This is a genomic window from Brevibacterium sp. GP-SGM9, assembly GCF_047300845.1.
Classification (GTDB): Bacteria; Actinomycetota; Actinomycetes; order Actinomycetales; family Brevibacteriaceae; genus Brevibacterium.
In genome coordinates this window covers 3,236,512-3,248,793 of sequence record NZ_CP178563.1, presented here as the reverse complement: position 1 = coordinate 3,248,793, position 12,282 = coordinate 3,236,512, and the positions used below count along the sequence as shown (strand labels likewise).

Here is a 12,282-nt window from a genome sequence, read left to right as displayed (position 1 = left end):
ACCTCCGCCGCCCCACCTCGGCGACGGTTCCGCTGCAGACGATACCCCATGTGATTGCGCTGCAGACGATCCCAACGAACAGGAGCAGTCATGAGTTTCGAGGTCGACGCCGAACGCGTCCAATCCGCCGCCAGTGCGACGGCCAACACCGCCCAGAACATCAGCGCCGAGGCCAATACGATGACCCGCAACCTCCTCGCGCTGCAGGAATGCTGGACGGGCGGTGCGGCGCAGAACTTCCAGACCGTCGTCAGCCAGTGGGAAGGTGCGAACAAGCAGCTCTTCGAGTCCCTCGGATCCATCCAGGGGGCGCTCAACACCGCGGGCAAGCAGTACTCGGAAGTGGAGGCCGCGAACGCTCGCCTCTTCGCACCCTGAGAATGCCCAGCCTCACCTGCATCGTCTGCTCGTATTCGAGGTCGGCATCTGGCAAACTATCAGCCTTTGTTAGTAGGCTGATAGCGATAGTTCGCGACGTTGCCGGCCGGGAATCTCCGGGTGTGGGAGGATCGGCCTCGCAGCGTCGGGTCAAACCAATGCAGGAGTCGACTACGGATGAGCATCTTCCAAAGGATCGCGACGATCTTCGGCGCCAAGGCCAATAAGGCCCTGGACAAAGCCGAGAACCCCAACGAAACCCTCGATTATTCCTACCAGAAGCAGCTCGAACTGCTGCAGAAGGTCCGCCGCGGTGTTGCCGATGTCGCCACCAGCCGCAAGCGGCTCGAACTGCAGATGAACCAGCTCGAGCAGCAGCAGAACAAGCTCACCGGGCAGGCTCAGAAGGCCATGGAGATCGGCCGCGAGGATCTCGCTCGCGAGGCCCTGACCCGCAAGTCGGGACTCTCCCAGCAGATCACCGACCTACAGAGCCAGCACGAGGGACTGCAGGGTGAGGAGCAGAAGCTGACCATGGCCTCGCAGCGTCTGCAGGCCAAGGTCGATGCCTTCCGCACCAAGAAGGAGACCCTCAAGGCCACCTACAACGCCGCCGAGGCGCAGTCGAAGATCGGCGAGGCCTTCACCGGCATCTCCGAGGAGCTCGGCGATGTCGGACTCGCCGTGCAGCGCGCCGAGGACAAGACCGCCTCCCTGCAGGCCCGCGCCGGAGCCGTCGACGAACTCATCGCCTCGGGCGCCCTCGAGGACGTCACCGGTTCCTCGAAGGACGACATCAGCGCCCAGCTCGATGCGCTCTCGAGCGACAGCGACGTGGAGATGGAGCTCAGCCGGATGCGCGAATCGCTGCCCGCCGGTTCCGAAGGCAAGGACCAGAAGTCGCTCGAAGGCGAGGATCAGCAATGATCATCCGCATCATGGGCGAGGGCCAGTTCGACGTCGCCGAGGTGGATCAGGATCTGCTCCAGCGCTACGACAACCAGGTCGAAGACGCCGTCACCGCCGGCGACGAGGAGGGTGCACGCACCGCTCTGAATGCCTTCCACGACTACGTCGTGAGCAATGGCAAGCCGGTTGCCGATGACTACCTCGGCTCGTCCGACGTCGTCGTTCCCTTCGTCGATGCCACCCTGGCGGAGATCGCGGAACTGCTCACCGGCGAGGGCTTCATTCCGGACCCGGCCTGACCGCAACATTACGATGACGATGACCCCGGCCCATTGCCACCGATCGTGGCAGTGGGCCGGAACTGCACCACCCAGAGAGGAATCACGATGAAGAATCGCTTCGTCAAAGACAACGGACTGACCATGCGCATGGGTTGGACCATCTTCCTCAACGGGCTCATCTACGTCATCCTCATCCTCGCGATCTGGTGGATGTTCGGTCAGAGCCTCGGCGGGGTCATCTTCGCCGTGGTCGTCAGCGTCGGTGCCTTCTTCTTCCAGTGGTACTTCTCGGACAAGATCGCGATGCGCGCCATGGGCGGCAGAGAAGTGACCCCGCAGGAGGCACCGGAGCTGCACACCATGGTCGACCGACTCTGCCAGCTCGCGGATTCGACGAAACCGCGGGTCGCGGTCTCGAGCTCACCGATCCCCAATGCCTTCGCCACCGGCCGCTCCCCCGAGCGTTCGGTCGTCTGCGTCACCCGGGGACTGTTGGAGAAGCTCGACCGCGACGAGGTCGAGGTCGTCCTCGCACACGAGCTCTCCCACGTCGCCCACCGCGACGTCACCGTCATGACTGTCGCCGGAGTCACCGGCGTAGTCGCGGCCCTAATGATGCGGGCTGGCTACTACATGAGCTTCGGACGGTCGAACAACAATAACAACGGCGTTCCGATCCAGCTGCTGTTCCTACTCGTCGGAGCCGTCGTGTACGGACTCTCGTTTGTCCTCATCCGCAGCCTCTCGCGCTACCGTGAGCTCGCCGCCGACCGTGCCGCCGCAATCCTCACCGGCGCCCCGTCCACCCTGGCCTCGGCGCTGACGAAGCTGAGCGGGGACATGAACAAGATCCCGGAGAAGGACCTGCGTGCCAGCGCCTCGGCGAATCACCTAGCCCTCATCCCGGCCGTCAACGCCAAGGCGAGCTTCGGCCAGCTCTTCTCCACCCACCCTTCACTCGACAAGCGACTCGAGCAGCTCGCGAAGATCTCCGCACAGCTCTCGCGCCCCGAGTGACCTTTCGCGCCACCGCGCGCAGCTTCACCACCCTCGACTAGGAGTTCCATGGGTTTCTTCGATGCACTTCTCGGACGGTCCAAACCGAAGCGGGCCAATCTCGACGATCTCTTTGCGCTGCCGCCGGCCGCGCTGACCCTGCAGGCCGCCACGGGATTCGTCCCCACCGGAGTCGGTGCCGTGGCCTTCCGCCAGGTCGAAGGCGCGGCATTCCGATCGGCCGAGTCCGAGAGCGTCGCGCTTATCGGCTCCGACCCGTCCGCCTCGGTGCGACAGGAGAACGACGGGTTCGGCTACACCTGGCAGGTCGTCTCCGATGCCGACGCCGAGGTGGTCAACCTGGTCACGAACATCCACGCCGTGAACTCGGCGCTGGTCAGTCAGGGCTTCGACACAATGCTGCTGTGCACGACCGTGTACTTCGCCAACCCTGACGGGCGGCGGATGGCCCTGGTCTACCAGTACAAGCGCGGAACCTTCTATCCCTTCGTGCAGTCGGGGCCGAAGCAGCGGGACAATCCGCTCGAGATCCAGGTCCGCGGAGTGCTTTCGAATGAGCTGCCGTTCGAGGAGGACACCTCGAACTGGTCGGCCCTGTGGGATGCCCCGGGGCTCAACGACTCCCCCGCGGCCGAACGGGACGCCGAACGGGACTGAGGACCGGAGCCGCCCGGCGCCTGGCCATCCCGTCACTGGGAATGGGGAATGGCACCGCCGCCGATTTCGGCACCATGAAACACGAAGGAGGGCGTCCCCGCGGGGACGCCCTCCTTCATGTCATTCTCAGCTGTTCCGGCCCTCGACCCGGACGCGCTCTACTCGGTGGCCACCTCGATGACTTCGCCCAGGGCTTCGACGCGGTCGCCGGGACGGATCGTCGCACCTCGGCGGGTCTCGACCGTGCCGTTGACGGTGACCTCACCGTCGGCGATCATGTCCTTGGCCATGGCTCCGTGTTCGGCGACCCCGTGGAGTTTGAGGAGCTGACCGAGCTTGATCGATTCGCCGCGGATCTCGATGGTCTCCATCAGAACAGGTCGCCCAGGTCGAAGCCGTCGCCGCCGAAGAGGCCGCCGCCGTCTCCACCGCCCATATCGCCGCCGCCGTCGCCCCCGCCGATGTCTCCACCGCCGTCGGCACCGGACGCGGCGTCAGCACCGTAGGCGCCGTCCCAGCCGCCGCCCATTCCGCCGAAGAGCATCGCGCCCATGAGCACGCCGGGGAGCAGCCCCGAACCGGCGTAGGAGTTGAAGTAGCCGCGGTTGTATTCGGCGTAGGCAGGACCGGCCTCCCAATAGGCGCGGCGGGTGTGGCCGTCGGCGGTCACGACCTTGCGCACGGCGGGCTCGGCACCGACGGCCACGCGCTCGGCATCGGCGGCGCAGACCGGCACGGGGCGCAGCTGACCGCCGGCCGGGGCCCAGTCGATGTCTTCGACCGAGGGACCGTGCTGAGGATTGAAGAAGCATGGGGGGCGACGCACGGGAAGCGGCTTGCCCTCGATCCGAGCGCGCACGCACTTCGCGGCATAGCGGCCGTCCTCGAGCGCCTCGGTGACGTGGCGGATGTCGGCAGGCTCATCGACCTTCTCCAGGGTCTCCTTGGCGACATCGTAGGAGTCGAGCGCCTGCTTATAGTCCTGCGAACCGCCGGTGTCGAGTTCGACTCCGGCCGTGAGGATATCGAGTTCGGCGACTTCCTCGCCGAAGGAGGTGACATCCTCCTCGGCGGTCTTCTTCACCTGTTGGAGCTCGGTGGCGAGAATCTCTCTCTGTCGCGCCTTCTCCTTGCGGTGACCGATGAAGAAGACGGCTCCGAGCACGATGAGTATCAACAGGAATATGTATCCCACGATCTATGCCTCCCCAGCAAAAAGACTCTTGATCCAGTATGCCCGAGTAATCTGGCAAGGCTCTGAACTCAGCTTCCGGATCCGCTCAGCACAGCTCCCTTCGCCCCGGACCAGTGAACTCCTCAGTCGAGGCCGATGGGCCCTTCAGCCGAGGCTGCTGAGTCCTTCAGCCGAGGCTGATGAGCCCCTTGACGAGTGCGGCGATCCCACCGCCGAAGGCGAGGACGAGCATGCCGATCCGCGCCGCTGCCGCGTCCAACCGCTTCGACAGCCAGTCGCCTCCCATCAGACCGACCGCGATGACCACGGCGATGCCGATCCACGTGGGCATCTCCAGCTGCGGCCAGGCAGCCTCGGCGAAGAGCATCTTCACCACGATCGCCGAGGCGGTTCCCACCACGAGGAACGGCTGCAGGGTCGCCGCAAAGGATCGTTGACCCCATCCGGTGAGGACGGCGTAGGCGCTGACCGCGGGACCGCCGGCTCCCGCGGCTGCCGACATCGTGCCCGAGAGCGCTCCCGCAGTGAATTTCGTGGCGAAGTTCGCGGGTATGCTGGTCCCGGTTCGGCCGATGAGCATCGAACTCGTGAGGGATCCGATGATGAGCAGACCGATGAGAATCTGCAGCGGGGCTGCCGGAAGGACTACAGCGAGCAGAGCACCGGGCAGGGTGCCGATGACTGCGCCGAGCGCCAGCTGCCAGAACGAGCCCCATTCGACCTCGCGCCAGGTGCGCAGGAACACGGTGCCGCTGGCGACGATGCCGCAGACGTTGACCAGCACGACACCGGAGACCGGGTCGAGGAGCAGGACGAGGAAGGGGCCGCTGACGAGGCCGAAGCCCATTCCCGTGACCCGTTGGGAGAGTGCGCCGATGAGCACTGCGAAGAGAATGAGCACGACGACGGGTTCCACACGCTCGAGTCTAGTTGAGGCCCTTCCCGGCCCGGGCAGAGCTCTTGCTGTCCGAAGCAGAGCTCTTGCAACTTGGGGGAAAACCCGACAGATCGGGTGAGCTCGGCCTCCGTCGAGCTCACCTACCCTGAGCGGGGTTACAGTAAGAGGCATGAACAGCCGTCCCCTCTGGTCGCGATTCAGCGCGGATCCGCGCGCTCACGCCCAGATGCGCGCCTCCGACGCGGACCGGGCCGTGGTTACCGATGTACTCTCGGAGGCCTACGCACTGGGGCAGATCGATGCCGAGGAATTCGACGAACGCATTGAAGCGGCCGGACGTCTGAAGACCCTGGGAGAGGTCCCGGACCTCGTCCAGGATCTCATCGTCGTCTACGTCGACGACCAGGAACCGAGCGAGCTCAGCTCCACGGCCCGCGCCCAGGCACTCGCCCGCCTCGAGTCAGACCGGATCCCGATCACACCCGAACAGATCGAGGCCGCCGCACAGAAGTACTACAAGGACCGAGTTCGCCAATCACTGCTCGGACTCATCGCCGGGCCCGCCGGGGTGACGATCGGCATCTGGGCCTTCTCCTCCATCGTCAGCAGTCAGTTCATCTTCTTCTGGCCGATCTTCATCATCATCCCGATGCTCCTCGGGGCGATCTCCCGGATCTCCCACAAGGACGAGATCATCCGCAATCGCAGACGCGAGCTCACACAGCGGGCCCGGGCCCACCTCGGCGATGCAGAAGCACAGCGCGAACTCGAGCAGACCCAGCGGGACGGCGAGGTGGACACGGACGGCTTCGGCCATGGACTGCAGCCCCCGCATCCGCTGGAGCCGCCGTATTCGCCGGGCACTCACAGCTCGTCACGAGATGAGATGCGCAGGCGGCGCTGGGAACGCCGGCGACGCCGTGGGAATCCCTGGGACTGAGTGAAGTCACTGCCGAGGCGTCAATTCGCCTAGGGCCCGAAGACCCTGATCTGCGCGAAGGCTTCAGCCTTGTGGGTCTGAAACCAGAAGGTGTGGGAGAAAAAGCGCAGATTCTCGCTGGCGGCATCGTCTTTCCAGTGCCCCCAGGCCGCGGCCGCTTTGCCGTGGGTGATGGCTGCTTCGAGGTGACCGGCCTCCGGACGACGCTCGACCACCCCCAGCAGGGCCTCCACGACCTCCTCCCGCCCGGTATAGGTGTCGAGTCCATCCTCGCTCACGATCTGGAGGACGCAGTCCTCGGCGACCACCTCGGCGAGGGCATCACGATCGCCGGTGAAAAGGTTCTCCTCGAACCGGGCGACGAACACGTTCTTGGGGCTGTTTCCGCAGGAATCGGTGCCGGTGAAGGTCATGGCACCCAGCGTAGACGGGCACACCTGACGCCACAATGGGGCCGAGCAGGTCACAAGTGGTCCGGGCTCCGCGCCCGCCTCGGCGAACGGATCGGCGAACGGAATGGCGAACGGATCGGGTACGAAAAGAGCCGTGCCGGCACCCTTGTGGGCACCGGCACGGCTCGTTGAGCGAGAGGGACTTCAGATCAGAAGCCCATTCCGCCCATTCCGTCCATACCGGCAGCAGCTGCGTCAGCACCTGGTGCGGCCTTCTCAGGCTTGTCGGCGACGACCGACTCGGTGGTGAGGAACAGACCAGCGATCGAGGCGGCGTTCTGCAGGGCAGAGCGGGTCACCTTGACCGGGTCGTTGATGCCGGCGGCCAGCAGATCCTCGTAGTCACCGGTTGCGGCGTTGAGACCGAATCCGGCTTCGAGGTTGGCGACCTTGTCGGCAACCACACCGGCTTCGAGGCCGGCGTTCGTGGCGATCTGCTTGAGCGGGGCCTCGATGGCAACCTTGACGATGTTGGCACCGGTCGCCTCGTCGCCGGTCAGGGCGAGATCGGCGAATGCGGCCTTGCCCGCCTGGATCAAGGCGACGCCGCCACCGGCGACGATTCCCTCTTCCACAGCAGCCTTGGCGTTGCGCACGGCATCTTCGATGCGGTGCTTGGTTTCCTTGAGCTCGACCTCGGTGGCAGCACCGGCCTTGATGACCGCAACACCGCCGGCCAGCTTGGCCAGGCGCTCCTGCAGCTTCTCACGGTCGTAGTCCGAGTCCGAGTTCTCGATCTCGGCGCGGATCTGTGCGACCCGTCCGGCGATCTCCTCGGCGTCTCCGGCACCTTCGACGATGGTGGTCTCGTCCTTGGTGATGACGACCTTGCGGGCGGTGCCCAGGAGGTCGGTGGTGACGTTGTCGAGCTTGAGCCCGACTTCCTCGGACACGACCTGACCACCGGTGAGGATGGCGATGTCGGCCAGCTGAGCCTTACGGCGGTCTCCGAATCCGGGAGCCTTGACGGCCACGGACTTGAAGGTGCCGCGGATCTTGTTCAGCACCAGCACGGCGAGGGCTTCGCCCTCGACGTCTTCGGCGATGATGAACAGCGGCTTGTTGGACTGCTGGACCTTCTCGAGGACGGGCAGCAGATCCTTCACGTTCGAGATCTTGGAGTTGACGATGAGGATGTAGGGATCCTCAAGGACAGCTTCCTGGCGATCGGTGTCGGTCACGAAGTAACCGGAGATGTAGCCCTTGTCGAAGCGCATACCCTCGGTCAGTTCGAGCTCGAGTCCGAAGGTGTTGGACTCCTCGACGGTGACGACGCCTTCCTTGCCGACCTTGTCGATGGCCTCGGCGATCAGTTCGCCGATCGCGGGATCCCCTGCGGAGATGCCTGCGGTCGCAGCGATCTGCTCCTTGGTCTCGATGTCGATGGCGTTGCCCAGCAGGACACCGGTGACGGCCTCGACGGCCTTCTCGATGCCGCGCTTGAGGCTGAGCGGATCAGCACCGGCTGCCACGTTGCGCAGACCCTCGCGGACGAGTGCCTGAGCCAGAACGGTAGCGGTGGTGGTTCCGTCACCTGCGACGTCGTCGGTCTTCTTGGCGACTTCCTTGACGAGCTCGGCGCCGATCTTCTCGTAGGGATCCTCGAGTTCGATCTCCTTGGCAATGGAGACACCATCGTTGGTGATGGTGGGAGCGCCCCACTGCTTTTCGAGCACGACATTGCGGCCACGGGGTCCAAGGGTCACCTTGACCGCGTCCGCGAGCTGGTTGAGGCCAGCTTCGAGTCCCCGACGAGCTTCTTCGTCGAATGCAATCATCTTTGCCATAGTGGCTTAGATCCTCCCTGATGGAGTGGAGTGGGAATCCAGAGCAGTCGTCAGCGCCCGCGACGGCAGAGAGTGTGTCCGCATGTTCCATTCCACACAGGGACCACGCTCTCGAGACGACCGATGGGAATCCCAACGGCTTTCACCAGTACTAGATTTAGCACTCTCCCCATGCGAGTGCAAATATGACGACCCCCGCCGAGGCGGCCCATCGTTCCCGATCCCCGCAACCTCGGCGATCGGGTGCTGGTTCGGCTCAGCGCGAAATGACACCGCACGGGGTGAACGGTCACGTCGATGAGAAGAGTGTGTGCGCCTCGTGCGGAGGCGGTGCGGCATGCAGACACCACGCGCGGCGGCAACTGAAAAGCGCCAGGCAGCGGACTGCCTGGCGCTTTCCCCGCGCGGAAGAGCCTCGACCGAGATCGATGCCCGCCGCAGCGGATCAGAAGACTGTTTGCTGACGCGAACGAGCCTCAGAGGAGGGTGACGGATTCCGCCTGAGGACCCTTTTGTCCTTCTCCAACTTCGAACTCGACCTGCTGGCCCTCTTCGAGAGAGCGGTAGCCGTCCATCTGGATTGCGCTCCAGTGAACGAACACGTCCTGGTTGTTGCCTTCCAGGGTGATGAATCCATAGCCCTTTTCGGCGTTGAACCACTTGACGGTACCTTGTGCCATTACTTCTCCATACAGTGCAGTGTCATTGACATCCCGCATCAAGACCGCGGCCGGTTGACCGCGCGCAGGGATGCGGACGCTAGTAAAACTCAACCGACCCCGCGATTTCTCTCATTGACCTCTGGAGAATGATCTCGGTGAAGCACGAATAGAACACAAGGTGCTGTGCTTGCCTAGCTGGTGCAACTCTACCCCAGCACTGCACCTGACTTTCAGGCGCTCTGCACTGTTATGAATTCGTTATATGACGTTTCCCGGCCCGTTCACCTCGGTTGTCGCACCCCGAACTCACTGCTCGGATCACCGATGCGCATCAGGGAACCGACGTTGCAGAGATTCGAATCCATGCTGAACGGAAGAATCTACTCCCCGAAAATGCGCCGATCGCTCGGCAGCACCTCGAGTCCCGCTCAGCGCTCAGCCTTCGGCGGTGCCCGCGCCCTCGCTCGTGGAGGACTCCTCGGTCGAGCCGCTGCCCCCGGAACCGGGATCGCTGTCGGCCTTATCGGAGCAGATCACCACGGTGACGTCGGCGTCGAAGTCCTCGGAGGCTTCGGTGGCGTCGATGCCCAGTGACTCGGCGACGAGCTTCGCCTGCGAGGCGTTGTCCTCACCGGAGTAGTAGACGGTCGAGGTGGTCAGTCCGGTCGAGTAGTTGCCGACCTGACCGAGTTTCCAGCCCTTCTCCTCGACGACCTCGGAGAACTTCTTGGCCACACCGGACTTGCCGGAGCCGTTGAGCACATCGACCGTGATCGAGTCGTCGGCGACGCTGACCTCGCTCTCACTCGGCGAAGGCTCCGCCGAGCTGGTCTCCTCCGCTGGAGGATCGGCCACCTTCGACTCGGGGTTGCCCATCGAGGAGAAGATGATGTTGATGGCCGCGACGACAAGCAGCACGGCGACGAGCGCCAGGACGATGACCAGCGTGATGGCACCGATATTCGAATGGGCCGCCGATTCCTGGCGGTGTGCGCCGGTGCGACGACCGGGCTCGATCTCGTCGAATTCGTCTGTCATGGTCTACCTCGAGACGCGGGCTTGGGCACGTTCGCTCTGCCGCGTGCTGCGGATGCGACGCAGACGCTTGACCAGCATCGGGTCGCTGGCCAGAGCCGCGGGATTGTCGAGCAGGGAGTTGAGTATCTGGAAGTAGCTGGTCGCGGACATGTCGAAGCGCTCGCGAATCGCATGGTCCTTGGCGCCGCCGTATTTCCACCACCGCCGCTCGAATTCCAGAACGGCCACCTCGAGCTCGCTCAGTTCAGAGGTGTCGTGGTTCTGCGGCATAGAGGTTGTGCTCCTTCGAGAAGTGGCGTCGCGTCTATCTTATCTCCCGATGGACGCCGACCGGAATTTCCGGCGCGTCGAGTTGCGCACACCTCTGAAACGGCTCACTCCGCCGGTGACAGCGTCGATCGGAATCGAGACCGTCACCGGCGGAGTGGACTGCAGAGCCGCAAAGCCGCCTCGCCGAGGTGGGGCGGATTCGGCCTCGTCCGTTCCCGTCCGCTGTGGTGGAGAGGGAGCAGGGGCGAAGCCGCCCGACCGAGGTGCCCGCTCAGCGGATGCGGATGTTGACCTGTTTGATCTGGGTGAAGCCTTCGAGCATACCCTCCAGCGATGCCTCGCGACCGAAGCCCGAGGTCTTCATGCCGCCGTAGGATTGGCCGGCCAGCTGTCCGCCGCCCTGGTTGACCTGGACCCAGCCGGATTCGATCCGGTTGGCCATGGTCAGCGCCGCGTCGACGTTCTTCGTGAACACGAAGGCCGCGAGCCCGAAGTCGGAATCGTTGGCCATGTCGATGACCTCGTCGATGTCCCTCCACGGGATGACCGAGAGGACGGGGCCGAAGATCTCTTCGCGGCTGGTCTGCCAATCGTTCTTCGCCTTCGAGAAGATCACGGGTGCGTGGTAGAAGCCGGGCTCGCCGACCTCGAGCGAATCGGAGCCGTCGTAGGCGACCTCGACGCCGTCCATGGACTTGCCGAGTTCGATGTAGTCAGCGACTTGGTCGTACTGCTTCTCGTTGATGATGCAGCCGATGTCGGAGTCCTCGTCGCGCGGGTCGCCGACCTTCATCTTCGACACGGCGTCGACGAGCTTGGCGAGGAAGTCGTCGTAGATGTCCTCGTGGAGGAACAGCCGCGAACCCATGGTGCAGGACTGTCCCTGTCGGGCGAAGCGGGTCGACAGCAGCACCTGCTGGAGCGTGTCGTCGTCGTTCGAGTCCGGGAAGATGATGTTCGGGGACTTTCCGCCCAGCTCCATCGAGGAATGGGCGAGCCGGCCTCCGGCCGCCTCGGCGACGTGACGGCCGACGCTGGTGGATCCGGTGAAGGAGACCTTGTCGACATCGGGGTGGACGTTGAGGGCCTCGCCGATGATCGATCCCTTGCCGGTGACGACGTTGAGGACGCCGGCCGGGAGAATGTCGGCGATGAGCTCGGCCATCTTGAGGATCGTCAGCGGTGCGTCTTCGGCGCATTTGAGGACGATGGTGTTGCCGGCGGCGAGCGCGGCAGGAGTCTTGAAGGCCGCGATCATCAGCGGGGAGTTCCACGGCAGGATGCCGGCCACGACGCCGAGCGGCACGCGCTTGGTGTACTGCAGCTGTCCGTCGCCGGCCGGGAGGGTGTTGCCCTTGACCTCTCCGGCGACCCCGCCCATGTAGCGGAACAGGTCGGCCAGGGTGATGGTCTCCGGGCGGGCCTGGGTGCGGATCGCGTTTCCGGTGTCGATCGCGGTCAGCTGGGCGAGCTCCTCGGAGCCGGCTTCGAGCGCGTCGGCGCAGGCGATGAGCTTCTTCTGGCGTTCCTTGAACGGGAGCGCCGCCCACTCCGGGAAGGCCTTGCGGGCGGCCTTGACCGCACGGTCGGCGTCCTCTTCCTTGCCGTTGGGCACGGTGGCGATGACGACGTTGCGGTCGATCGGGGTGATGACGTCTTTTCTGTCACTGTCGGCGGCGTCGACCCAGTCGCCGCCGATGAGCATCTTCCAGTCTCTTGCCTCGGGAAATTCCGGCATAGTTGTCCTTCCACCTCTCGGTTCTCCGATGAACTCGTAAGCCCGAGCATATCCCCCACC

15 protein-coding genes are annotated in these 12,282 nt (G+C 64.5%); 6 read left to right on the top strand and 9 right to left on the bottom strand.

What is annotated here, in order from left to right; translation table 11 throughout:
* The first annotated feature begins 90 nt into the window (after positions 1 to 90).
* The 5 genes from ACH82I_RS14565 (at position 91) to pspAB (ending at position 3,242) form a co-directional block, all read left to right on the top strand.
* The gene (locus tag ACH82I_RS14565) at positions 91 to 378 is read left to right on the top strand and encodes a WXG100 family type VII secretion target (RefSeq protein ID WP_230744575.1); all 288 of its coding nucleotides are present in this window, start codon (positions 91 to 93) and stop codon (positions 376 to 378) included.
* Positions 379 to 555: 177 nt separating this feature from the next.
* Positions 556 to 1,305: a PspA/IM30 family protein gene (locus ACH82I_RS14560; RefSeq protein WP_230744573.1), complete on the top strand. Its 750-nt coding sequence runs from the start codon at positions 556 to 558 to the stop codon at positions 1,303 to 1,305.
* Positions 1,302 to 1,586 (top strand): PspA-associated protein PspAA, encoded by a 285-nt coding sequence (gene pspAA / locus ACH82I_RS14555; protein ID WP_230744571.1) that lies wholly within the window; start codon positions 1,302 to 1,304, stop codon positions 1,584 to 1,586. The genes ACH82I_RS14560 and pspAA overlap by 4 nt, the downstream gene beginning before the upstream one ends.
* 87 nt (positions 1,587 to 1,673) lie before the next feature.
* Positions 1,674 to 2,585, top strand: a complete 912-nt coding sequence (gene htpX / locus ACH82I_RS14550) for a zinc metalloprotease HtpX (RefSeq protein ID WP_413333605.1) — start codon at positions 1,674 to 1,676, stop codon at positions 2,583 to 2,585.
* A gap of 48 nt (positions 2,586 to 2,633) precedes the next feature.
* Complete coding sequence (gene pspAB, locus ACH82I_RS14545; protein ID WP_413333603.1) at positions 2,634 to 3,242, top strand: PspA-associated protein PspAB; 609 nt, start codon at positions 2,634 to 2,636, stop codon at positions 3,240 to 3,242.
* Positions 3,243 to 3,400: 158 nt separating this feature from the next.
* Here the strand turns inward: pspAB and ACH82I_RS14540 are convergent, their stop codons facing one another.
* From ACH82I_RS14540 to ACH82I_RS14530, 3 genes are all read right to left on the bottom strand, one after another.
* Positions 3,401 to 3,613 carry an RNA-binding S4 domain-containing protein gene (locus tag ACH82I_RS14540; protein WP_230744568.1) on the bottom strand — a complete coding sequence of 71 codons (213 nt, stop codon included), beginning with the start codon at positions 3,611 to 3,613 and terminating at the stop codon, positions 3,401 to 3,403.
* Positions 3,613 to 4,437 carry a hypothetical protein gene (locus ACH82I_RS14535; RefSeq protein WP_230744566.1) on the bottom strand — a complete coding sequence of 275 codons (825 nt, stop codon included), beginning with the start codon at positions 4,435 to 4,437 and terminating at the stop codon, positions 3,613 to 3,615. The genes ACH82I_RS14540 and ACH82I_RS14535 overlap by 1 nt, the downstream gene beginning before the upstream one ends.
* 166 nt (positions 4,438 to 4,603) lie before the next feature.
* Complete coding sequence (locus tag ACH82I_RS14530; protein ID WP_230744565.1) at positions 4,604 to 5,353, bottom strand: sulfite exporter TauE/SafE family protein; 750 nt, start codon at positions 5,351 to 5,353, stop codon at positions 4,604 to 4,606.
* 151 nt (positions 5,354 to 5,504) lie between these two features.
* Here ACH82I_RS14530 and ACH82I_RS14525 point away from each other — a divergent pair, with 151 nt between their 5' ends.
* Positions 5,505 to 6,275: a DUF1707 SHOCT-like domain-containing protein gene (locus tag ACH82I_RS14525; RefSeq protein WP_413333600.1), complete on the top strand. Its 771-nt coding sequence runs from the start codon at positions 5,505 to 5,507 to the stop codon at positions 6,273 to 6,275.
* A 29-nt stretch (positions 6,276 to 6,304) separates the two neighbouring features.
* Here the strand turns inward: ACH82I_RS14525 and ACH82I_RS14520 are convergent, their stop codons facing one another.
* From ACH82I_RS14520 to ACH82I_RS14495, 6 genes are all read right to left on the bottom strand, one after another.
* A complete protein-coding gene (locus ACH82I_RS14520) occupies positions 6,305 to 6,688 on the bottom strand; it encodes a nuclear transport factor 2 family protein (protein WP_230744562.1) in 384 nt (127 codons plus the stop codon).
* A 188-nt stretch (positions 6,689 to 6,876) separates the two neighbouring features.
* Complete coding sequence (gene groL, locus ACH82I_RS14515; protein ID WP_413333598.1) at positions 6,877 to 8,514, bottom strand: chaperonin GroEL; 1,638 nt, start codon at positions 8,512 to 8,514, stop codon at positions 6,877 to 6,879.
* Positions 8,515 to 8,990: 476 nt separating this feature from the next.
* Complete coding sequence (locus ACH82I_RS14510) at positions 8,991 to 9,194, bottom strand: cold-shock protein (RefSeq protein WP_167950127.1); 204 nt, start codon at positions 9,192 to 9,194, stop codon at positions 8,991 to 8,993.
* Between the two features lie 417 nt (positions 9,195 to 9,611).
* Positions 9,612 to 10,214 (bottom strand): LytR C-terminal domain-containing protein, encoded by a 603-nt coding sequence (locus tag ACH82I_RS14505; protein ID WP_230744560.1) that lies wholly within the window; start codon positions 10,212 to 10,214, stop codon positions 9,612 to 9,614.
* A 3-nt stretch (positions 10,215 to 10,217) separates the two neighbouring features.
* A complete protein-coding gene (locus tag ACH82I_RS14500) occupies positions 10,218 to 10,484 on the bottom strand; it encodes a DUF3263 domain-containing protein (protein WP_230744559.1) in 267 nt (88 codons plus the stop codon).
* A gap of 271 nt (positions 10,485 to 10,755) precedes the next feature.
* Positions 10,756 to 12,222 carry an aldehyde dehydrogenase family protein gene (locus ACH82I_RS14495; RefSeq protein WP_230744558.1) on the bottom strand — a complete coding sequence of 489 codons (1,467 nt, stop codon included), beginning with the start codon at positions 12,220 to 12,222 and terminating at the stop codon, positions 10,756 to 10,758.
* Between the last annotated feature and the right edge of the window lie 60 nt (positions 12,223 to 12,282).